At 52.5% G+C, this 22,652-nt stretch carries 18 protein-coding genes and 2 riboswitches; of the genes, 9 read left to right on the top strand and 9 right to left on the bottom strand.

The genetic code is table 11. The features are described 5' to 3' along the window. Positions 1 to 135 precede the first annotated feature (135 nt). Positions 136 to 1,524, top strand: coding sequence for a 23S rRNA (uracil(1939)-C(5))-methyltransferase RlmD (gene rlmD / locus GN111_RS05295; RefSeq protein ID WP_155302755.1), 1,389 nt, complete (start codon positions 136 to 138; stop codon positions 1,522 to 1,524). A gap of 496 nt (positions 1,525 to 2,020) precedes the next feature. On the opposite strand, the gene GN111_RS05290 is transcribed toward rlmD, so the two are convergent. Further along, positions 2,021 to 2,503, bottom strand: a complete 483-nt coding sequence (locus GN111_RS05290; protein WP_155302754.1) for a hypothetical protein — start codon at positions 2,501 to 2,503, stop codon at positions 2,021 to 2,023. A gap of 220 nt (positions 2,504 to 2,723) precedes the next feature. Then, positions 2,724 to 2,844, bottom strand: a riboswitch (cyclic di-GMP riboswitch). Positions 2,845 to 3,438: 594 nt separating this feature from the next. On the opposite strand from GN111_RS05290, the gene GN111_RS05285 reads away from it, so the two are divergent. After that, positions 3,439 to 4,380, top strand: coding sequence for an SPOR domain-containing protein (locus GN111_RS05285; RefSeq protein ID WP_170302139.1), 942 nt, complete (start codon positions 3,439 to 3,441; stop codon positions 4,378 to 4,380). Between the two features lie 256 nt (positions 4,381 to 4,636). Here the strand turns inward: GN111_RS05285 and GN111_RS05280 are convergent, their stop codons facing one another. From GN111_RS05280 to GN111_RS05245, 8 genes are all read right to left on the bottom strand, one after another. Further along, positions 4,637 to 6,355, bottom strand: a complete 1,719-nt coding sequence (locus GN111_RS05280; protein ID WP_155302752.1) for an OmpP1/FadL family transporter — start codon at positions 6,353 to 6,355, stop codon at positions 4,637 to 4,639. Positions 6,356 to 6,622: 267 nt separating this feature from the next. Continuing rightward, positions 6,623 to 8,089, bottom strand: a complete 1,467-nt coding sequence (locus GN111_RS05275) for an SPOR domain-containing protein (protein ID WP_170302138.1) — start codon at positions 8,087 to 8,089, stop codon at positions 6,623 to 6,625. Positions 8,090 to 8,292: 203 nt separating this feature from the next. Continuing rightward, positions 8,293 to 9,036: a C39 family peptidase gene (locus tag GN111_RS05270; RefSeq protein WP_155302750.1), complete on the bottom strand. Its 744-nt coding sequence runs from the start codon at positions 9,034 to 9,036 to the stop codon at positions 8,293 to 8,295. A gap of 750 nt (positions 9,037 to 9,786) precedes the next feature. Further along, positions 9,787 to 10,518: a tetratricopeptide repeat protein gene (locus tag GN111_RS05265; RefSeq protein WP_155302749.1), complete on the bottom strand. Its 732-nt coding sequence runs from the start codon at positions 10,516 to 10,518 to the stop codon at positions 9,787 to 9,789. 176 nt (positions 10,519 to 10,694) lie between these two features. Further along, positions 10,695 to 11,930 (bottom strand): alpha/beta hydrolase, encoded by a 1,236-nt coding sequence (locus GN111_RS05260; RefSeq protein WP_170302137.1) that lies wholly within the window; start codon positions 11,928 to 11,930, stop codon positions 10,695 to 10,697. Positions 11,931 to 12,324: 394 nt separating this feature from the next. Next, complete coding sequence (locus GN111_RS05255; protein WP_155302747.1) at positions 12,325 to 13,125, bottom strand: hypothetical protein; 801 nt, start codon at positions 13,123 to 13,125, stop codon at positions 12,325 to 12,327. A gap of 224 nt (positions 13,126 to 13,349) precedes the next feature. After that, entirely contained in the window at positions 13,350 to 14,024 is a 675-nt protein-coding gene (locus GN111_RS05250) for a DUF6160 family protein (RefSeq protein ID WP_155302746.1), read from the bottom strand. A gap of 181 nt (positions 14,025 to 14,205) precedes the next feature. Next, positions 14,206 to 14,285, bottom strand: a riboswitch (cyclic di-GMP riboswitch). Between the two features lie 386 nt (positions 14,286 to 14,671). After that, positions 14,672 to 15,178, bottom strand: coding sequence for a hypothetical protein (locus GN111_RS05245; protein WP_155302745.1), 507 nt, complete (start codon positions 15,176 to 15,178; stop codon positions 14,672 to 14,674). A 1,127-nt stretch (positions 15,179 to 16,305) separates the two neighbouring features. Here GN111_RS05245 and GN111_RS05240 point away from each other — a divergent pair. The 7 genes from GN111_RS05240 (at position 16,306) to yjgA (ending at position 22,531) form a co-directional block, all read left to right on the top strand. After that, on the top strand, positions 16,306 to 16,920 hold the full coding sequence (locus GN111_RS05240) for a TetR/AcrR family transcriptional regulator (RefSeq protein WP_331457722.1): 615 nt from the start codon (positions 16,306 to 16,308) through the stop codon (positions 16,918 to 16,920). A 355-nt stretch (positions 16,921 to 17,275) separates the two neighbouring features. Next, entirely contained in the window at positions 17,276 to 18,193 is a 918-nt protein-coding gene (locus GN111_RS05235) for a TRAP transporter TatT component family protein (RefSeq protein WP_155302743.1), read from the top strand. A gap of 131 nt (positions 18,194 to 18,324) precedes the next feature. Next, positions 18,325 to 19,332, top strand: coding sequence for a TRAP transporter substrate-binding protein (locus tag GN111_RS05230; RefSeq protein WP_155302742.1), 1,008 nt, complete (start codon positions 18,325 to 18,327; stop codon positions 19,330 to 19,332). Positions 19,333 to 19,672: 340 nt separating this feature from the next. Next, complete coding sequence (locus GN111_RS05225; protein WP_170302136.1) at positions 19,673 to 20,173, top strand: TRAP transporter small permease; 501 nt, start codon at positions 19,673 to 19,675, stop codon at positions 20,171 to 20,173. Beyond that, entirely contained in the window at positions 20,170 to 21,456 is a 1,287-nt protein-coding gene (locus tag GN111_RS05220) for a TRAP transporter large permease (protein ID WP_155302740.1), read from the top strand. Before GN111_RS05225 ends, GN111_RS05220 begins: the two co-directional genes overlap by 4 nt. Before the next feature lie 141 nt (positions 21,457 to 21,597). Then, a complete protein-coding gene (locus GN111_RS05215; RefSeq protein ID WP_155302739.1) occupies positions 21,598 to 22,008 on the top strand; it encodes a hypothetical protein in 411 nt (136 codons plus the stop codon). Between the two features lie 31 nt (positions 22,009 to 22,039). Beyond that, positions 22,040 to 22,531, top strand: a complete 492-nt coding sequence (gene yjgA / locus GN111_RS05210; RefSeq protein ID WP_155302738.1) for a ribosome biogenesis factor YjgA — start codon at positions 22,040 to 22,042, stop codon at positions 22,529 to 22,531. The last annotated feature ends 121 nt before the right edge of the window (positions 22,532 to 22,652 follow it).

Here is a 22,652-nt window from a genome sequence, read left to right as displayed (position 1 = left end):
GTGGGATATTTGAAATCACCATTGAAGTGTAGAAGATGAAGAGGTTTTTATTTCGCCTGAAAGGCGAAAAGCGCTTAACTCTCTGCGATCTCTGCGTCTCGAGCGCAGCGGGCGGTAATATTTGAAAGGATTAGAATGACCGTTAAGAAAAAACAGATCGTGGAGTGCGATGTCATTGACGTGGCCTTCGGCGGCAAGGGGTTGGCCAAGATCGACGGCTTTGCGGTGTTCATCGATCAAACCGTGACCGGCGACCGCCTTGCCGCCCGCATCGTCCGCAAAAAACGCAATTACGCCGAGGCCGTGGTTCAGGAATTGCTGCGTCCGTCTCCCATGCGTGTGGACGCACCGTGTCCCTACAGCGGATATTGCGGCGGCTGCAAGTGGCAGTTCATCGACTACCCCCACCAGCTTGAATTCAAGCGCCGTCACGTCAGCGAATCCCTGGAGCATATCGCCATGATGGAAGGCGTCCGGGTGCATCCCACTTTGCCGTCGGAACGGGTGTTCGGCTACCGCAACAAGATGGAGTTTTCCTGTTCGGACCGCCGCTGGCTGATGCCCCACGAACTGGGTACCGATGCCGATATCGGCTTTGCGCTGGGCCTGCATGTGCCGGGCACCTTTCACAAGGTGCTGGACACCGATGCCTGTCTGCTGCAGCCGGATACGGGCAACCGCATCCTGGAATCGGTAAGGCGGTATATGCGGCAATCCGACCGCCCTGTATACGGGCTGCGGTCCCACGAAGGATTCTGGCGCTTTCTCATGCTGCGGCACTCGGTGGACCGGGACCGGTGGATGGTCAATATCGTCACGGCCAGCGAGGATCGCGATGCGGTTCAACCGCTGGCTGACCTACTCATGGATCAATTTACCGAGGTGGTCTGTGTGGTCAACAACATCACCGCCAGGCGCTCGGGCGTGGCCATCGGCGAACGGGAAATCCATTTGGCCGGCGAGCCGGTGCTGACGGACCGCATCGGCGATTTCGAATTCGAGATTTCAGCCAATTCGTTTTTCCAAACCAATACGCGCGGGGCCGGCAGGTTGTATGAAACGGTGGGGCGCTATGCCGATCTGAGAGGCGACGAAACCGTAGTGGATCTGTACTGCGGCACAGGCACCATTGCCATCTGGCTGGCGGCTAAGGCCCGCAGGGTGATCGGCCTGGAACTGGTGGAAAGCGCCGTGGCCGACGCCCGCAAGAACTGCCTTTCAAACGGCATCGACAACTGCTCGTTCATCCTCGGAGACATCAAGGACACCCTGGAAAACATCGAGACGACACCTGACCTGCTGGTGATCGACCCGCCGCGGGCCGGCATGCACAAGGACGTCCTCAAACAGGTCTGCCGGATGGGTCCGGAAAAGATCGTCTACGTATCCTGCAACCCGGCCACCATGGCCAGGGACATGCTGGAACTGAAAGCGGATTATACCTTGGAGGAGGTCCAGCCGGTGGACATGTTTCCCCACACCTTTCATATTGAATCGGTGGCCAGGTTGGTGCGAAAGACATGATTTGAGATTTGGGATGAGTGATATCACCGCAGAGACGCGGAGGGCGCAAAGAGGTCAGATCGTTTAATTCGTTGATTGGTTTGTTTGGTTGAATGGGTTGGTTGGTTTTCAGCCGCTGGCTGGCGTAATGATTTATCCATGTTAATCCGCGTTCTGTAAAACCCTTGTGTACTTAAACAGTTTATTTTTCACCGCAGAGGCGCTAAGGACGCAGAGGTTTCTCTTTCGCCTGAAAGACGAAAAGCTTTCACTCTCTGCGTCTCGAGCGAAGCCCCGCTTTTTCCTTGGTTTCTCAGAAACGAGGGATTTTGTTCGAGATCAAGGCTTGCAAAACATTTGACCACAGGTGCCCGAAGGAAATGCCCTTGAGGTGCATATGGTCGATATTCCGAGGATCAAATGTTGAGCATAACGCCGATATCGGGCAAAATAGCCGTTTCTGATTGAAATGGGTCATGCTGCCAGGGCACAGATTCTTCCATTTGCCCGAACGGTTTCAAGGATGCAAAGAAAACTCGATCGTGCCGGACATCTCCACGGAGACATCGCCCATGGACACATCGAAGGCTCCGGGAATCGACCCCAACCCCATCATACCGATCATCATGGGATTCACCAATCCAATAGCACCCGCAGCCAGTGTAAGGCTTTGCAGGGCCAGCGGCTCGGCATCCTTGCCCGTAAGGACCATGTCCAGTTGAATGGGCGTGTCCAGAGGCAGGCATCCGGCCTCGGCCATCTGGTAAAGACCGGCGGTGCCATAGCCAAGCGCGTTGGCAGAAGCGGCCCAACCACCGGAGGTCAGTGCGACCGTGCTCAGGGATTGAATAACATCTCCTGGCAGGACCGCGATTCCTCCCTGGCCGGTAAGCCCTCCCATCTCATTTTCGGTCATGGCGGTCATTTTCGCAAACCCGGGACCCGGCACGCACAACATTACGCTCATCAATGCGATGAGCAGGAAACTACCTTTTTTCATGACAACTCCTTTCTGCGAATTTCATCGCAGGTAGCCCGGCTGTCCGAATTGAGCGCATAGCGTGTCGCTCATAGCTGATAGGCATCGGATTAAATCCCTTCCTATGAGCGATGAGCCGTGTGCAACGAGCTAACTCGGACCCGTGGCTTTCCGTCTCCCGGTTACCCGGGGTTTGGCGCAGGAGGCGACCCGGCTATCCAAATTAAGTTTATAGGGTGTAGCTGGTAGCCGATAGTCGAAGGTCGTGACCTTCTCCTATGAGCTATAAGCTGTGAGCTATAAGCTAACCTGGACCCGTGGCTTTCCGTCCCACAGTTACCTATGGTTTGGCGTTACGTTCAGGCATTGAAAAACCTGTCGCAGGTACAGTGTGCGAGGTTACCCTGGCAGCATGTCAAAGAGCATTGACGGACTCATAAAAAGGCCGATATCGGCGTTACGCTCATCCTTCGTCACTGCGGCGTACGCCAAAGTCCGCTGCCTGCGGCACCCGCGATTGCGGTATTCTCAGGATGGAACATAACTGTTCGCCGTAAGGATGAATGTCGATTTGCTGTTCGCTCGCTCACGCTCGCTATCGCGGCCCGCAAGCCTTGATCTCGGTCTTTTTACGAGTCCGTCGGCAATGCGACTTTCAGCGGTTCGGACCTTGTAATATCGGTCATTGGCGGTTAAAAGGGTATCGGTAAATAGCTGTGAAACTTGATATTATCAAGAATCGATGAACTCGTAATAAGTCTCAGGTTCGTCATGCCGGACTTGATCCGGCATCCATAATCAATTGAAATTAAAGGATTCTGCTTGCGTCGGAATGACGAGAAAATGAGAATTCCGGCTTTTTACGATTTTATCAAGAATTCCTTATGCAATTTTTTTCTTCAAAAATAGGTAACGTTTTTTCAAGGTCTGAACCTGAAAAATCCTTCCGAACCCCTTTGATCTGGATTCTATGCCTATCTATCATTTTGTGCGTCGCTATCGCTCCGGTCGCACTGGCCCAGGACAACCCTTACGAATCCGGCCTGCGCGCTCTCCAGGCTGGAGAGTACGACGCAGCCATCAAGGCTTTCACTATTACCATAGAGACCGTCCCCCATGACTACGAGGCCCTGAGCAATCGGGCCGTGGCCTGGTATCATAAAAAAACCTACGACCGGGCCATTGACGACGCCACACGGGCGCTGGAGATCAACCCGTATTATTCCGTCGGCGCCAATCAACTGGCCTGGATGCTGGCCACCTGTCCGGACCCGCGCTACCGGGACGGCACGCGGGCCGTTGCGTTGGCCGAAAAAGTGGTCCAGCGGTTTCCCGAAGCCAACTTCATGGATACGCTTGCAGCGGCCTATGCCGAAGCGGGCAATATGGAAGCGGCTGTCCGGGTCCAGCAGATGGCCGTCGAGCACTTGAAAAGGGAAACCGTCTTCGGGGACAAAACTTCCTTTGAAAATCGACTGAACGCCTACGATCAGGCGGCCGCCCAAAGCCGGGAAAAACAGGATTCGTCAAACCGTTCCACAACATCTGTGGCGGTCAATTCTTCTTCCCCAAAGCCCTCCAAACCGGATCGAAAGTCCGGGCCAAGCGAAAGCCCACCTGACCATGTTACGGATCTGCGCTACACCGTTCACCTGTTCTCCTTCCGCAAAGAGGGGGCAGCCCGTGAAAAGGCTACCACCCTGGCCCAAGGGAACCATTCTGCCTATATCTGTCGCGCTTCCATCGAAGGCGACCCGGCTCCCTGGTATCGTGTCTGCGTTGGGGCCTTTTCCAACGATCAGGCTGCCCGGCAATACGCCCGGCAGCAAAAAGAGCAGGGACAAGACTGGGCCAAGGCGATGCCGCTGCCGGAAGGGGCCACGAGGATAGGCAACTGATAAAATTTTATAGGACACGGATCAACGCGGATGAACGCGGATAAGTTCTTACACAAGCCTGCGGCTTGAAAACCAACTAACGAATTCAACCAATCTAACCAACCAACTCAAACAACCGCTTTTATCTCTGCGTTTCTGCGGTGAATAATAAACTTTTTCAGGATGTTCCTATATCCCACATCTCAGATCTCAAATCCCATATCCGAATAGATTCGATTGCGACATAAATCACGAGAAATAGCTTGGTAAGATGAAGCTACTCGTGTGAGGAATCACCATCCCTTTTGCTGAAAGGATTCAGGTAGGAAAAGATGTGTTTGATCGTTTCCAGCTGATGGTGGAGCATCTCGGCCATCACATGGGTGGGCATGGAGAGTTTGAACGATCCCATGTAAGTGACTGTTTTTTGTTCATAATCCAGGCCGGCGTAGGGATTGTAGACGGGGTTGGTGAAAACCGTCGAATTCATGTTGGTGCTGGTGTTGTTGGGCACTGCATAGCTTTCGTTGATCACGTATCCGGCGGCGATGTCGATGGTCATTCCGTTTTTCAGTTTGATGCCGAAGCCGGTGCCGAAATTTTCCAGGTCTGGCAGGGCGTACATCAGGTCGAACAGCTCCGGCTGGACCGAGGTTTCGCGTTTTTCGTAGCCGCAGCGGAAGGTCAGCCAGTCCAGGATGTCGTATTCGAGGCCCACGCTCCAGTGCCAGGTATCCTTGAAATTTCTTGTCAGCACCATGGTGTCGTTGCCGCCGGTGTAGCCCAGCATCTTGACCAGCCGAAGGAGCTGGATGTCCTGGTCGAATATGAACTTGTCTTCCTTGAGCACCGACCAATCGGCCCAGTGAAGGTCGGCCATGAGGCTCAGACGGCTGAAGGGTTTGATCTTGATGCCGAACTGGGCTCGCTGGGGAAAGGTAATCTGGCTGGTCACCGTCCCCGCCTGGTGGGAAACAGGGGTCATGGGCAAATCGAACACCCCCGAAGTGATGACCAGCAACGGGGAACTGCCGAACCAGTTGACCATGCGCTGCCAGTCTTCGCTGTAATCGATCCGATAGTTACCGGTAAGCTGGGTTTTGATTTCGCTTTGATAGCAAACCCCGAAGGCCAGCCATTCCCATGGCTCCCATAACAGCCCCACGTTGTAGTTGGGGGAAAAGTCGTCCCGGAGGCTCATGTCCAGACTGGCCACCTGACTGTAGGGGCCGATGCCGCCGCCGAACCAGGGTGGAGGCAGGGTCAGTTCGGAGAGAATGGGAATCTCCAGCCCCGCAGTGGCATCGCCCAACACCTTGGTCAGGGCCACCATGTCGTTGGGGGCACGCATGTCCACCTCGGCCCCCATGGCGGTCTGGCCCAGACCGACGGTCAGGCCCACGGAAAAGGTGGGGGTCATCTGAAAACTGACCGCCGGGGCGATGTAAACCAGGTGCTGCTGGTAAACCGACTTGCCGCCGTAAACCGAAGGGTCGCCTTCGTCTCCGTGGACCAGACCCACGGCAAAGGGCGCGTATTGGCCAACGGCAAAGGTCCATTTGGAACCGGGCTTACGGTAGGAAAGGCCTAAGGTCGGGGCGAAGAGAAAATCGATGGTGTCGTTGTAAAAGGGGAGGTACATGCGGCCGCTGCTGCTGGTGCCGCTCTTGCCGTCTACGGGATCGTCCTTGAATCCCCCCAGAAATCCTTCGAAGTCGGGGTCCTGACTAAAGGAGGAAGTCTTTTCGATGACGGGGACGGTCAGGCCGTTGGAAAAATACTTGCCGTCGGGCAATTGGGACAACCCGGCCGGGTTGTAATGGATGGAGGCGTGGCCCGGCGGCCGGGCGGTGACGGTGTTGGCCAGGGAAATGGCTACGGTGTCGATGGCCAATTGTTCGTGGAAGGCGGCGTACGCATATGGTGCGGCTGTGATCAGCATCCAAACAATCGCCATGATCAACCCGTTCGCTTTAACCGCCGCTTTCACACCCATATCGCCATCTCAACTCGTACAGCCCAGGTTTCAACCCATTCGGTAAAATCACAAATTCCAAATCACAAATAAATTCCAAACTCCAAATCACAAATCAGCACTGACATCACAAGTCTCATATCCCAGATCTCACATCCAATCTTTCTACAAACCAATTCAACTAACTCAACCAATCAAACAAACTAACCGCTTAAAACTCCACGCCCTCTGCGCCTCTGCGGTGCTATCCCAAATCCCATATCTCCCATCTCACATCCCAAACCCCACTCAGTCACTCAGATCGAACTCAAACGGCAACCGGAAGCTGACCACAAAGTCCGGGTCCTCGTCCGTCAATCCAATGCCTACCTTCATGTTCAGCGAGGTCTTGGGCGTGAAGCGCCATCCGGTGCCGATGTAAAGCATCGACTGGGTCTGGCTGCCGCTGTAGGTATCGGCGATTTCCTCCCAGGTGTAGGTGGAACTGAAGCGATAGGTATACTGGTAGCTGAAGTTCATGGAGACGTTGTAGGAAAGGGCGAATCCCATCCCCAGGGTGCCACTGATGGAATCCCCCGGATCGACTTCCCTCAAGGTCAGGCCGTTGCGAGGCTGGTTAAGACTTTCCGCCTTGAACGTATAGTTGTAGCTCACATTTCCGAAGGCGATGATCGGGTCGATGGTCTTGCTCATGGAAAGGCCGGCGGCGGCCGAGTAATACCCGTTGCCCGTGGCCAGGTCTTTGTCGACGTTGATTTCGTAGGGACTGCGTCCCATGTCGAAAGTGAAGCTGCCGAACAGGATGGTAGTGGGAAGCGTGCCGCCTGAGCGCAAGGGCTGGTACTGGAAGCCGACGGAGACATCACCCAGATCGGTCACTTCCTTGGCAACGTCCGTGCCGGTGTTGTCCCACTTGTAGGAAAAGGGAACGTTGAGGTTCAGGGTCATGTTGTCCAGCACTGCGTACTCGGTGAAAATGGAGCTGGTAAGATTGTGGTTGGCGTGCTGTTCGACTTCTGTTGCCTGGGTGATCACATCGTAGGAGTAATACTGGTAATTGAAATTGAGTTCCAATCCCAAGGTGTTGCTTTTCATGGTCGTGTATTCGCGGCCGGCGGCCTGCAGGATCTCTTTTTCCTTGGCGGCTTTCTCGTCCTCGGTGATCTCCAGCTTTCGGCGGGCTTCCTGCTGCTCCCGGATCTGCTTCATCTCTTCCTGCAGCGATTCCAGTTCCTTCTGGAGTTCGTCCATCCGGCGGTCCGACTGAGGCGGCTCGTCAATCGCCATCACGGCCGGGGCCTGTTCGGTGGGCTGGGCAACTGCCGGTTGGGAGGGCGGGGCCGGGGCCGGCGGAACAACCACCGGTTTCGGTTCGGATGGCTTGGCAACTTCCTGTGGGGAAGGGGAGGGCGATACCGCTTCTGTTTCGGCAACCGGTTGTGCTGGCTCAGCCGCAGCAGTTGTCGTAACCACTGCCGTCGAACCGGTGTCGGCGTTGAATTCGCTGGCTGACGCTTCGGCCGCTCCCTTCAAGGAAAAGTCTTCCAGACGGACGATAAACCACGTTTTACCGTTCTGGTCTGCGGTTTCCTTGATGTACGGAGAGTACCCCTTGGCTTCCAGGTCCTTGACGATGCTTTCCGCACTGTCGAGCCGTTCGCAGGCGGCCACCTGGACGGTGTAGGTCGTATCCTGGCCAAAAGCGCTGGTGCAAAAAAGAGTCAATATGATTGTGACGGCAAAAAAAGTTCTCATTTTAACCATAGTAAGCAATACCTTTTCACTTCAAATGATAATAACCGCAGAGACGCAGAGTTCGCAGAAATTTTATAGGACGCGGATTAACACAGATGAACGCGGATGGGATGTTCTGCAAGCCTGCGGCTGAAAACCAATTCAACCAATCAAACAAATCAACCGGTTTTATCTCTGCGTCCTCTGCGCCTCTGCGGTGAACCCTATCTTCTATAAACCTGCCGCTCCCCCGGCCGATCATCGATCCACCGATCCACCGGCGGCTTAACATCCAGAGCCGGATCGAAAATAATCTTCCGGGCATCGTCTTCGTCAATGAAGCGCAAGTCGCCCTCCCGGAGGCTCAGCAGACCGACTTCCCGCGCCCCTTCCGGGTAGACGATGAAAATCACGTTCTGGTACCACTTCTCCAGAAACTCGTCCTTGGTGAAGCTGATGTTGCCCCGCCACGGATCGGCCAGAAAGACATGGTCCTTGTAAATCCCGCGAAAAACGGCGAAATGGCGGTAGCCGAATATCTTGATGGGCAGAATGCAGGGACCGTCCAGGGTGGTCAAATCTTCATACTCGGCCTTGTAGCCCACCCCTTTGTAGCCCAGAACGGCCACGAAACGCTTCATGTCTAGCAGGGAAAAGGCCCGCCGTTGGGCGATTTTTTCGCTGTCGCCGTGGCGCAGCAATCCCTGGATTACCTGGCGTTCGTCGAAGTCTTCGCCGAAATGAAAGTTGAGCAGGGTGGCCAGTGCCGCCGACCCGCAGGAATAGTCGTAAGTCTGTTTGACCACATTTTGATTTTTCAGGTCTTCCAGGGGGGTGACCGTATCGCGCATCTTGACCCGGTCAGCACCGTCGGTGGTGACCGTCAGCTCGTTCTTCGGGGCATCGTTGATGGGGTGAAAGCCCGAGTAGAGTGCGATGATGATAACGAATGCGGCCAGTACGTGCATAGTTCGGTTTAGTGAATCCCTTTAATTATGATGAAATCGCAAAAAGTCTAATTTGGTCCATTGATGTCATTCCCGCGAAGGCGGGAATCCAGTACTTTCAGATAGTTGTAGATTCCCGCCTGCGCGGGAATGACAAGTCTGGTGACTTTCTGCGAGTTCATTCTCTCCGCGGAAGCCAAAAAATTACAAATCACAAGCACCAAATCTCAAATAAATTCCAAATGACAATGATCAAATCTCAAACCAGATCAAAATCTTAAAACTCACCGCCCGCTTCGCTCGAGGCGCAGAGATCGCAGAGGCGTTTATAGGACACGGATCAACACGGATAGGTTGCCAGGCAAGCCTGCGGCTGCAAACCAATCAACCAATTCAACAAACCAACGAATTGATCTAACCAATCAACCGTTTATATCTCTGCGTCCTCTGAGCCTCTGCGGTGATATCTATAATTTCATATCCCATATCTCAGATCTCATGCCTCAGATCACAAATCCCAACCCCCATATCACACATCGCAAATCAGGAACATAGTTTTTAACAGTGTTCACTTTAGCAAATAAAAGTTTCGTTCTCGGTTAAAAATGCTTGGGTCCCTGTTTGTCTGAACAGCTGCAAGTATACGTGGGAGCGGCTTCCAGCCGCGATTTTAACATAGCCTCAGATTTATCGCGGCTGGAAGCCGCTCCCACGCTATCCTGTTTCTATCTAAGATCTCGGGCAAATTGGCCATTTGTGGATGGGCACGACCTATTGTACTTTGACCATCAGCCGTTTGGCCCACGCCTTAAAATAAGCGTCGTCGGTTTGCACTGCCTGCTCCAGTATCTGTTTGGCCTCGGCCTTGTTATCCTTGCCGCCCTTGTCGATGAGCAACTCTGCCAGATAGATTTTGCCCTCGTCGCGTTGCTGGAAATAGGGCGTCTTCTGGTATTCGCGATAGTAGGCCAGGGATTTTTTCTTGCTAGCCAGGGGCCAGGGCAACACCGCCCAGAAGCGGCCCAGGGCCAGGATGCTACCGGCGTCCTCGTACATCTTGTCCAGTTCATAGGCCTTTTCGAAGCTGCTCTGGGTTTTGTCCTTCAACCCTTCCTTCAAGGCGGTCAGGATGCCGGTGCCGTCGGAGTAGATCCCCACACTTAGCCCGTAATAATAGTGTCCTGCCGGGTGATCGGGATTGATCTCCCGGGCCTTGGCGGCGTAATGCATGCCTTTCTTGCCATATTCCTTGCAGATATCCTTCCAACCTTCCACTTCCTGCTTTTTGGCCGTTTCGCCATACTCGCGGTAGGCACGGGCACACTTCCAGTTGAGATCGAAATCGCCGGGAGCGGCTTCCAGCAATTGTTCGTAAATTCCGATGGCTTTGCCAAAATTATCCAGTCCGCCCTGATCGTACAGCGCGTCGGCTTCTGCTACGGTACCGGCCAATGCAGAAAAAGGTATCAACAGAAAAGGCAACACAATAAAAACGAATTTCATCCATCCTCTTTTCATCTCAAATCCCCCAAGCGCCTTAGGTGAAATCCCAAATTCCAAGCACCAAATCACAAATAAATTTCAAATTCCAAATCTCAAACAACAAACCAATTCAACCAATCAAACATATCAACCGATTTTATCTCTGCGTCCTCTGCGTCTCCGCGGTGAACCAATCATCACTCCGCAATTTCCACATCCACCCGTGCAAACGCATGCCCATCCACCCCCATCACAAGGGTATGAAAACGCGTTTTGCTGTCGAACACCAGGGCAGCGCCCTTGACGCCGCCTATAAACAGCTTCTCGCCAGGCAAGCCGTCCACAGCCAGGGACCAGGCTTGTCCGCGTTTGACCAGATAGGCCACATGCTTGGAATCCGGGCTGAAGGTAGCCAGAGAAGTGCCGTCGAACCATGGACCTTCCTGGCCGTCGACAACCACTGTCCATTTGTCAGATTTCTGGGCCATGTAGACCGTGCGGTTGCCGTCCGGACTGAAAGCGGGCATAGTTACCGTGTCGTAAGCTGGTCCAGGCATGCCGTTGAACACCACTTTCCAAAGGTCATTTTTTTTGGCTGCGTAAGCAAAGGTGGCAGAATCCGGGCTGAATACCGGAATGGAAACGATATCGAATCTTTCTTGTTTTTTACCATCGACGATCATTGTCCACTCGTGACCGTCCTGGGCCGAGTAGGCGATGCGTTTGGAATCCGGGCTGAATTTAAAGGCACCAATACGGTCGAAACGCTCGCCGTCTTCGCCGTCAATTACCATGAGCCATTTGTTTTTATTGACTCCCACATAGGCGAGACGCCTGCTGTCCAGGCTGTAAATGGGATTTGCCACCGCATCCCATTGGCTGTTTTTTTGGCCGTCAACGACAAGCAGCATTTTTTGACCGCTTTGGGCCAGATAGGCCACATGCTTGGAATCAGGACTGAACAGAGGAACATCCACGGCATCGAAACCAGGTCCCAACTTGCCGTTTTCCGAAACGTGCCACCGATCTTTCTTTTTCAAGGTGTAGGCCAGACGCTTGCCGTCGGGGCTGAATGAAGGCTTTGCAACGGCATCGTAAGAATCATCCATCTTGCCGTTTACAACCAATGCCATTTTTTCGTCTTTGGCTACAATGTAAGCCAACCTCGATGAATCGGGGCTGAATTTGAATTGTCCGGGTCTAAGCAGTATGCCATCGAAGTGAGGGCCTATCTTACCGTCCAGTACTACCGCCTGTTTTTTCCCATACTGAACGCCGTAGGCCATGTGATCTGAATCGGGGCTGAACATGGGGGGTGATGCGTTATCGAACCCGGAATGCATCTGCCCGTCAATAATCATGTGCCACTTGCCCTGCGTATAGGCTGTGTAGGCCACATGCTTCCCGTTCGGGCTGATTATCGGTGTTCCCATGCCGATTTTCTTGAAAGGGCGTTGGAGTTTTCCGTTTATAATCGCTGCATATTCAGAATTTTTCTTAGCGACGCACGAAAATTGAGTTGAATTCCGGCTGACCTGTAACGATTTGGGATGGATCTGCCAGTCTCCATGGTCGGCATTGGCAAAAGGAACGACGGTTTCGTTGAGCCGGGATTGTGCAGATGCCAATGCGGGGTGGAGGCTGAAAAAGAAAAAAAGGAAAAGGGCACTCAATTCGAGAAAGAGAGGCATTTTCCAGATAATTGATAAAAAACGGTGGGAAATTTTTTTTCGATTTTGCTCGGGTTTGTCTAAGAACATAAAATCTCTGAAAAGTTGAACGTTGTACAAAGTATTCAGGCCGATGAAGATTGATGCTTCTTAGCTGTTAATTGGTCAGCAGGTAAACGTCCAATCGATGCACCTGCAATCCGTCGATGGCGAGAGGACCGAAATTCCGGCTGCCAAATTCAAGGCTTTCCACCCGGATGCTGCCCGCCATGGGAAGTGAAATCCGCATCGCTCCAAAATTATCGGTGGTGTTGTAACCGATGTCTATCGTGGCTGGATTGCCATTGTCGACGTCCCCGATAACAAAATGTCCGTTGGCTTCCCACAGACTGGCGTCGGTGGGAATATTCCAGGTTGAGCTATCATCGATGTCGAAATCGTCCATGTCACTGAAATTTTGGGCCAACGTGATGTTGGACAGTGTAAACGATCCATCGGTTGCTGAAGCGTTGTATTGGTACGTTGCCGCACCGATGTCAAGATCGATCCCGTATTCGAAATCGATGCCGGACCCATGGGATCCGATCATCATGTAGTATGAAGGTTTCTGGACTTCATCCAAAAACAGGCTGCCGATGTCCTGTCCGCAGAAAAGAAATCGATCGACTGCATAATTGATATTCTGCTGCCAATCCAGAGCAGTCCACATCATATACGAATGACCATCCATGGGGTGGGCTTCATCTTCGATTGAAAAAATATCGAAGGAGACGGGTTGGGTTTCGGTATTCAGGTACCCATTCAAAACAGTGTAATTCTGAAACTCCAGAACCCCTGCGTCAGGATCGGTGGAACGATCGGAATCCGTGTCGTAAATGCGAAGAGATCCAATCTGACAATCGAAGTTGATATCCCAAAAAAACGCGCTGAAGCCGCTTTGGGCTGTCACTAATTCCATCGCCTTGTCGCTCATTGCCTCCATTTCTGCCATTGTAGGGGTGGCAATAATGAAAACGCTTAAAAGAGTGACAAAGATGATTTTCGATGATGCATTTTTTTTCATATCTGTCGGTTTGGTGAATTTTCTCTGAAAAGAGAACGATGGAGAAGGGCAATATCTGTAAAAACATATGCATCCTTCTCCATCGTTTTTTAGTGGCGATTAAATAGTGTCTTCAAGAATTAATGGGCGAAAATGGTGATGCTGCCGCCCTTGGTATCCAGTTGAATGGCGCCCATGGCCATAGTGCCCAGAGTGTCGGTGCTGTCTGTAGCGGGAGTCGCGGGTATCAAATCCCCTGTATTAGGGTCTGTAGCGTAAGAAACCAGAGAAATGTTAAACGGTGCAATCTGGACAACAACAATTGATAATGTGGGCACACCAATCTTAACGCCCGTAGCAAGATTATTCACAGTGTCAGGAACAAATGCTGAAGTAAATTGTGTATAAATCTGTCCGACATCAATTGTCAAAGCCGACAGATCAGCAGCAGCGAAGGCAGTTCCGTCGTGAAAAGTTGGATTCAATGGTGTTATACCAGCAGTTCCTACCATGTATTTGTCAATAACAATGCCTAAGAATTTCATTTGGCTCAGGTAAACCCAACCACCATCTTCGATAGTATCAAGCAAGTCAGAAAGGCCAGCAGTAGCGAGGTCATCAGGATAGAGGATACCGTCGCTATCACCCCAACCAAGGTATCCCATCTGGAAATCCATCTGAACGTTGTCAATGGAGATGCTCACACCGGCCTGACCGGTAACATCTTCCAAGGCCGTGTCGGCCATCATTTCCATACCAAAAGCGGTGAAGGGGACCAACATAACGATTGCGATGATTGCTAAAACTTTTTTCATTTCTTTTTTCTCCTATGATAAGATGTTTGAACTCTTACCACAGGCGGCCCGACCATCCGGGTGGCAGCTCGTAGCTGATAGCTGATCGCTCATAGTTGGAAGGTTTTTGTCCATTCCCTTGAGCTGGTCGCTTGTGGCTGATAGCTGATAGTCGAAGGTTCTTTTCCTTGTCCTATGAGCTATAAGCAATGAGCTATGAGCTAACAACTCGGATTCGTGACTTTCCGTCCTCCGGTTGCCCGGAGTTTGGCTTTATCTATGGCTCCTCACGAAACTTCCTCCTTTTGCATTCGAGCCGGTTTTTATGCGCAAAACCCTGATCCGATTATGCCCATTGGTCCTTCCGTCTCGAATGTCTCTTCGGTTTCATCACCTCCTTTCGTACTACGGTTAAATGGTTAAGCTAATTTTGAGTTTTGAATTGTTAAACGGAATCAACTCCTTCATTCAAAATTAAAAATTCAACATTCAAAATTGCTTTTCCTCTTTTCAACGCCCTTCGCTCGAGGCGCAGAGCACGCAGCGTATGTCAGCCCAAAAGGCTCCTCCTCCCCCATACTCTCTGCGTCCTCTGCGTCTCTGCGGTGAACATAAATCCTCTCCTCACTACACCAAATCGCATATCTCAAATCTCAGATCCCACATCTTCAATCCCTTGTGGCCGTGCCGAAATCAAACCAGATCCCAGCATTGGTCCCGTCCACATTGATGTGCAACATCAGCGGACCACCGGTGAACGTGTAGGTAGCATCACTGATGCTGCTGTCCCGTGATGCATTTTCAACCGTGAGTTCACTGAGGCTGGCGAAGTTGGCGGACAGCGTACCGGTGGCGCTTTGGAATCCCATGGTAATGCTTTTCAATTCGCGAATAGCTGCATTGTCGATATCGGTAAACTCCGCCTGGAGAACGAAGCCGCTCAGCACCATGTCCGTTTCGTTGGAACCGATGGAAACGCCCAGCCAGTTCTGGTCCCAACCCGTACCGCCATTATCCCAGTAACCCATTTTCAGGGAGTCCATGGTGGCGTAGGTGGACGCCTGCAGGTTGAGATCGATGCGGGCGATGTCCACTCCGTCGACGTTGGTAAGGGTAAATTCGGAAAAGCCGTGGCCAGTGACCCGGGCCAGTTCGTCGTCGGTCATGGCGGCCATTTCGCAGGTTCCTGAAGAAGGCAGGAACAGGAACAACAACATCAGGATCATCGAAGCAAGAATCCGTCGGAACAGAATACGATGACTTTTATTGAATTGGGGATTGCGACGAGTCGGTTTAGCTTGCATGATCAGCATCGATTGAATTCCGTTCAGCTTGAAATATCGCAGTAAAAATCAAGAACAACGTTAACTAAAGGCGACAAGGGATGACCGTTCAGGTTAAAAATGAATTGCCATTCAGTGCAAATTCGAAAAGTGTATTCATATTCACTTATTATAGACTGGTTCTAACATTGGTAGTAAAACGGGACACGATATGTTGCTGTAAACAATGTTCACCATCTTACGAAAAAAAAACCGCTTGTCAACAGGAAAAATAGGTAAATATTTTTTTGTAAATACAATTCATTTTCTGAAATGAGATAAATGCAGATCCAGTGCCAAGTTTAAGTGAGAAATTCATAAATCGACATAACTAAAAGTTAAAAAAGGAAATAAACAGTAATTAGTTTATACTCAAAACCATTGATCCTCTTCGAGAAAGAATGTCTGTGAAATTAATGCCACAATTTTTGGGTAATGACTATTACATAAATTTCACAAAAGACAATTAAAAATTTTTCCGATTTTTGTTGTTAATACGAGTGAACTGCGTTAATGGACTGAAGCACAGTTATGGTTTTTTGAGGGTAGGGGGCGAGGTACCTATCCACCAACGGCAAATCCGGTCATTTTAAACGTTTTATATTAACATTTCCATTAGGACGATGGCCGGCCGGCCATTCGTACCGATCACCGTTCACAGCCCATTGTTTGCCGTCATCGCCAAGCCCGCCTATTCATTACCCACAATGCTGCCGGGGGAAACGAATATTGACGGTTTCGTAAAAAGTCGAATATGCCGGGTTGGCGTCATTCCGGCGTAGGCCGGGCACGAAGTGAAGCTTCAGCGCTATCCAGTTTTTTCAATATCTTCTGGATGCCGGATCAAGTCCGGCATGACGAGCCTGGCACATTTTACAAAGCCATTGATGTTGCTCCCCCCAAAGGTGGAAAGGATGCAGGAATCGGAAATGTCAACCTTTCAGAAGCTGAGGAAAGAAGAGCGGTAGACCCGCAAAAACCTGATCATCGACGCCGCCATGGATCTGTTCAGCCAGAAAGAGTTCCACAAGATCGGCATGCGGGACATCGCCAAGCGCGCCGGAATATCGGCCGCGGCCATCTATCGCTATTTTCCCAGCCGGGACGATGTGTTTGTCGAGGCCCTGGTGCGCCACATGCAAGTGGTGGAGGATTTGTTTGAAAAAAACCTCGAAGAAGGGCGTACGTCGCTGGAAGAGCTGGCCATGGGAAGCGTGAACTACCTGATGGAAAACGAATCCGTCTTCCAGATGATGGGCCATTTCATGGTTACCGGCCAGATTCAGCCCAAGGCCCTGGATCGCTACAACGCCATGCAGCGGCATTTTCTGGACATCCTGGAGCGGGTCAACCAACAAACCGATATCGGGAACAACAATCGGCTGGTCACCCACGCCATATATGCTTCCATCACCGGCGTGGTCATGGCTTTCAAGAACTATCCAGGCAGATCCCAGGAGGAGATCAAACGCCATGTCTACCGGCTGGTGCGCATCATCAGCAGCGTTTTCACGACGGGCAGGATTCCCGAGGATCTTCAGAAACTGCCGGCCAGGGAAATTGCCGCTGCGCCGGAAAAGGGTGGGGAGGAGTGAGGGCGGTTGGTTGGTTGAATTTGTTGAATTGGTTCGTTGTTTGGACAGCGGTGGGTTGCAGGATGGGTGATTTGGGATATGGGATGTGAGATATGGGCTTTCACCGCAGAGGCGCAGAGAGCGCAGAGTTAAAAGCCGTTGGTTGGTTAAGTTGGTTGGATTGGTTGGAAAGCAGTGAGGTGCCGGATGTGAGATATGAGATTGGGGAAATTCAGGAATAAATCGTTCTCCGCAGAGACGCAGAAAACCTAGAATCTTTTTTTTGCGCTTGAAAGGCGCAATCTTTTAAACCTCTGCGAACTCTGCGTCTCGAGCGAAGCGGGCGGTGAACGATTAGATATGAGATCCAATTGCTATGACGCGTAAACGAATTATTCTGACGGCTGTCATCGCGGCCTTTGTCATTGCCTGCTCTCCCAAAACGCTGATCGTGCGCCAGATGACCGAAATGGTGGACAGCGGCGTCACCGCCTTCGAGTGCGACAGCGACCTGGATTTAACGGAAAAGGCCATCCCCGCCAACATCAAACTGCTGGAAGCCATGCTGGCCAACAGCCCCGATGACCGCCGCCTGACCACTTTGATCGCACGGATGTACGGCAGCTACGGGTTCGGTTTTCTGGAAACCCGACTCGAAAGGGACATCTACGCTGATACGGATCAGGAACCGGACATCGATAACCTAAAAAATCAACTCAACCACACTTACGAAAAGGGCATGAACTACGCCATGGATGCCCTGGAATTGGGAACGCCCGGCGCCCGCACTGCTTTTGCCAGGGTTGCTGACATCGACCCGTATCTGGAGCAGTTGGACAAGGACGATGTTGCACCCCTGTTCTGGTACGGATTTAATTTGGGGGCCTGGGTCAATCGCAATCTCGATTCCATTCGGGCCGTTTCCCAGGCCCATGTGGCCAGAAAGGTGATGGAGCGGGTCATCGACCTGGATCCAGCATACAATTACGGTGGCGCACATCTGTTCCTGCTGGCCTATTTCGGATCACGGCCGCCCATGATGGGGGGCAGCCAGGAAAAGGCCGGCGGTCATTACCGGAAGCTGCGGCAGATCGCCGGAGAGGACTATCTGCTGGCGGACCTGTTTTACGGGCGTTTTTGCCTGCATCAGCAGCAGGACCGCGAGGGGTTCGTGGCGATCATGCAGCGCATTGCGGAATACCCGGCTAAAGATGGCGATCTGGCGCTGTACAATTCCATTGCGGCAAAGCGGGCTGGGATTTACCTGGCGGCGGTGGATCGGTTGTTTGATTAAAAGATTTTTATTCACCGCAGAGACGCAGAGGACGCAGAGATTTTTCTTTCGCCTGAAGGGCAAAACGCTTTACCTCTCTGCGCTCTCTGCGCCTCGAGCGAAGCGGGCGGTTATATTTTCTGGAGCTTTATATGAATAAAATTTCATTGATTTTCATTGTCGCATTGATCCTATGCAGCCTGAGCGGGCCTGCCCATGCCGCCCCCACGGAAATCAAAATCGCGGTGGTCATGCCCGAGGGCAGCACCTGGACCAATACCCTGCACGATTTTGCCGACGCGGTGGCCAAGGAGACAAAAGGGGAGGTGGCCGTCAAGATTTATGCCGGCGGGGTCAGCGGCGACGAGGTGGACGTGCTGCGCAAGATGCGCGTCAACCGCCTGCATGCCGGAGGTTTTTCCGGGGTAGGGCTGGGAATGGTGCTGCCCGAAATCCGGGTGCTGGAAGCGCCCCTGCTTTTCGACAGCTACGAGGAGGTCGATTACGTCAAAGAGCGAATGTTCGACGACTTTGCCGCCCGTTTCGAGGAAAAAGGCTACGTATTGCTGGGATTCGCCGAGGCCGGTTTCGTCTACCTCTTTTCCCAGCGGCCATTGAGCAGCGTGGCCGACCTGAAACAGACCAAGATGTGGGTCTGGAAAGGGGACCGGGTGGCGGAGAATTTCCTGGAAGCCTTCGGCGTTCAGGGATATCCGCTCCAACTGGCCGATGTGAACACCGGGCTGGATACCAGAATGATCGATTCCTTTTATTCTCCGCCGCTTGCAGCCGTTGCCTTTCAGTGGTACGCGAGGGTCCGATACCTGCTCGATTTTCCCATGGTCAACTCCACCGGCGCCCTGTTGATGACCAAAAGCGCCTTTTACCGGCTGAAGCCTGAAAACCGGGAGATTGTCAGCCGTCTGGTCAAACAATATTCCGCCGAACTGGTCCGGCTGACCCGCAGGGACAACGACGAGGCCATGCAGGTAATCCAGGAAGCCGGCATCGAAAGGATCGCGCCCACATCCGAGCAGATCGCTTCATTTCAGCGCAGTGCGCAGAAAAATTACGAGATGAGCGTTCCCTCCCTATACTCCCAGGAATTGCTGGACCGCATCCGGGGGTTGATTGCGGAATACCGGGCTGGAAAAAAGTGATTGTTCACCGCAGAGACGCAGAGGAAAAGTTGGTTGATTTGTTGATTGGTTTTATTGGTTGGATTGGTTTGTTGGTTTGTTGGTTTTCAGCCGAAGGCTGGGCGTATTAACCGATCCGTGTTCATCCGCGTTTATCCGTGTCCTATAAAACCCTGTACGATCGTTGTGTCTCGAGCGAAGGGGGCGGTGAATGATCAGATCTGGGATGTGGGGATTTTAGTTGTTGGTTTTATTGGTTGGTTAGTTGGTTGAGATTTGGAATTTGGGATTTGTGTTTTGCCCCATGCGGGAATATGAGTCGTTATTATCTTCCACCCTTACGTTACCCATCAAAAAATCTGTGACCCGATTTATCAAACGACTGGACGATGCATTGGCGCGGATTGAAAAATGCGTCATCGTAGCCTGCTTCGCCCTGCTGGTGGCTGCCGTCCTGTTCAGCATCCTGTCGCGCAACCTTTTTCATCTGCCTTCCCATCGAATTTTTGAATCCGCCCCCAGCCTGGTTCTGTGGATGGCCCTGCTGGGCGCCTCCCTGGCCCTCAAACAGCGCCGGCACATCCGTCTGGAACTCGTGCTGCGATATTGCAGCCAAACCGTCCGAAAATGGTCCGGTCGCGTCGTGAGCCTGTTCGGTGCCGCGGTCATGGCCGGGCTGCTGATCACCTCCATCGATTTCGTGCGCAACGAAATCGCCATGTTCGGCGGTTGGGGATGGCTGGCGATTATTTTTCCCATTTTTTTCGGTTCCACCGCCTTTCGCTACCTGGCTGCGCTGATGGTCTCACCCGATTCCCACCCCTCCGGTGATTCGGCTGCCACAGGCGAGTCGGGCCGATGAATCCACTGACCCTCGCCATTCTGGCCATTTTGACGCTGGCGCTGCTGGAAACCCCGGTGTTCACGGTTATCGCGGCGCTGTCCATGGCCTGTTTATTCTTTGTGGACCATGACCTTCTGGCCCTGCAGATGATTCTGATCGAGATGAACCGTCTGGGATCCATGCCGGTCCTGGTGGCCCTGCCGCTGTTCACCTTCGTAGGCTGCCTGCTCACCGAAACCCGGGCCCCCCAGCGCATCATGGATTTCATCGAAGCCCTGCTGGGATGGCTGCCCGGCGGAATGGCCATCGCAGCCCTGTGTTCCTGCGCCTTCTTTACGGCCCTGACCGGCGCCAGCGGTGTGACCATTGTGGCCCTGGGCAGCATTCTCTATCCGGTGATGCGAAGCAGGGGATACGAGGAAAAATTCACCCTGGGGCTCTTGACCACTTCTGGAAGCCTGGGGCTGCTGTTTCCGCCGAGCCTGCCCGTGATCCTTTACGGGGTGATCGCCCAGGTGGATATCAGCAGGATTTTCAAGGCCGCGCTGGTACCGGGAATCCTGCTCATTGTGGTGCTTAGTGGCTACGCTTTTTTCAAACAAATGGGTGCACCGCAGAGACGTCCCCAAAGCGACATCTCCTTCCAACGGGTGAAAACCGCCTTTGTCGCCGGCATCTGGGACTGGCCGGTGATCGGCATCATTCTGGCGGGGGTGTACGGCGGGTTCGTCACCATTGCAGAAGTTTCGGCTGTGGTGCTGGTCTACGCCGTGGTGGTGGAGTGCTTCGTTCTGAAGGAGGTCTCGTTTTGGCGCCAGTTGCCGTCGATCATCGTTGAAAGCGCGGTCCTGTCCGGCGCCATCATCGTCATCCTGGGATTCGCCCTGGGGTTCACCGGGTTTCTGGTGGATGAGCGGATTCCCAACCGGATCCTCGTTTTCCTGACGACCTTTTGCGAAAGTAAATTGATGTTCCTGGCCGGTCTGAATCTGTTTTTGCTGGCCGTAGGCTGCATCATGGACATCTTTTCGGCCATCGTCATCGTGGTGCCCATCATTATTCCCATCGCTCTGTCCTACGGGGTGGATCCCATTCACCTGTGCGTGATTTTCCTGGTGAACCTGGAAATCGGCTACTCCACGCCGCCGGTGGGCATCAACCTGTTCATTTCCAGCCTGAAATTTGAAAAACCGGTGACTTTGCTTTACCGAGCCTCGATTCCATACCTGCTACTGCTGCTGGTTGTTCTGGTGGTGATTACTTACGTGCCGTGGTTGAGTCTGTTTCTTGTAGGGTCGTGAACATCGTTCTAGCCCTGAAACTTCGTTTTTATTCCTTGACCTATGGAAGCGATTGGTTTTAAATGACTTGACGATCCAGCCAGTTATTTTTGATTCTTTCTGCCGCGACAACAATTGTATTTTCGAGTTGAGGAGGCAACCATGAAAGGGTACTGCTTCTTTTCCTGCCTATTCGCTGTATTGTTGACGATCTCTGTGGCATCTCCGGCCACAGCCGACATGAAGTCGCTGACCGACGATCAGATGGGGGCGGTCCAGGGCAACAGTGGAACCATCGTTTCAGCCCATAGCGCTGCGCCTAAAGATTTAACGTCCTCCAATACGCCGGGAATAGACAACACCACAGGCGTGACGTTGACGGACAACGGCCAAACAATGTCCTCACCCGGCAGCCTCACCAAGAACATTCATCCGGGCTCCTCCAACCCGGACGTACTCTTTTCCATTCACATGAACGTGGAAAGCGTCACCTACCGAACCAACAATACCCGCATGGTGGAGGGCTGGAGCGGCAACCGCGTGGACTTTCAGTCACTCTACATGAATCAATAAAATATGACGACTTCTTACCAGTTAATAAAGAATGGAAGAACCAGGCGAGTTAAAAAAAAGCCGAACCCAGCTTAAAAAAGAGGCCATCGCCCTTCAGAAAATCGGTGAAAAACTGGTCCAGCTCTCCGACGAGCAGATACGTAGAATGGACCTTACCACTCGACTCATCGAAGCCATTTCCGACATCCGACCCATGACCTCCCGCGGCGCCCGCCGCCGCCAGATGCAGTACATCGGTTCCCTGATGCGCGATGTCGATGTCGCACCCATCGAACAGGCCCTTCTTGAAATCGAACAGGGCGAATACCAACGGGCGAGGGATTTTCACCGCCTTGAAGCCTGGCGGGACCGGTTGGTGGACGGCGACGATGAAGCGATGATGGAGATCCTGGACGCCCTTCCAAAGGCGGATCGTCAGCGGTTGGGGCAGTTGGTGCGCAGCGCCCGCAAGGAAAAACAAAACAACAAACACCCGAAATCCGCCCGCAACCTGTTTCGCTACCTCAGGGATCTGGCAGAATAACAGTGCCCGTCCAGAAATAGGAAAATTTGGTCGAGATCGAGGCGCACGAAAAATTTTACCGCAGTCATATGATTGATATTTCGAGGATAAAATTTTTCGTGCAACAAAGATATCGGGCGAA

This window comes from Desulfosarcina widdelii (assembly GCF_009688965.1).
GTDB classification, from domain to species: domain Bacteria; phylum Desulfobacterota; class Desulfobacteria; order Desulfobacterales; family Desulfosarcinaceae; genus Desulfosarcina; species Desulfosarcina widdelii.
This window is presented reverse-complemented; position numbering and strand designations above follow the sequence as displayed.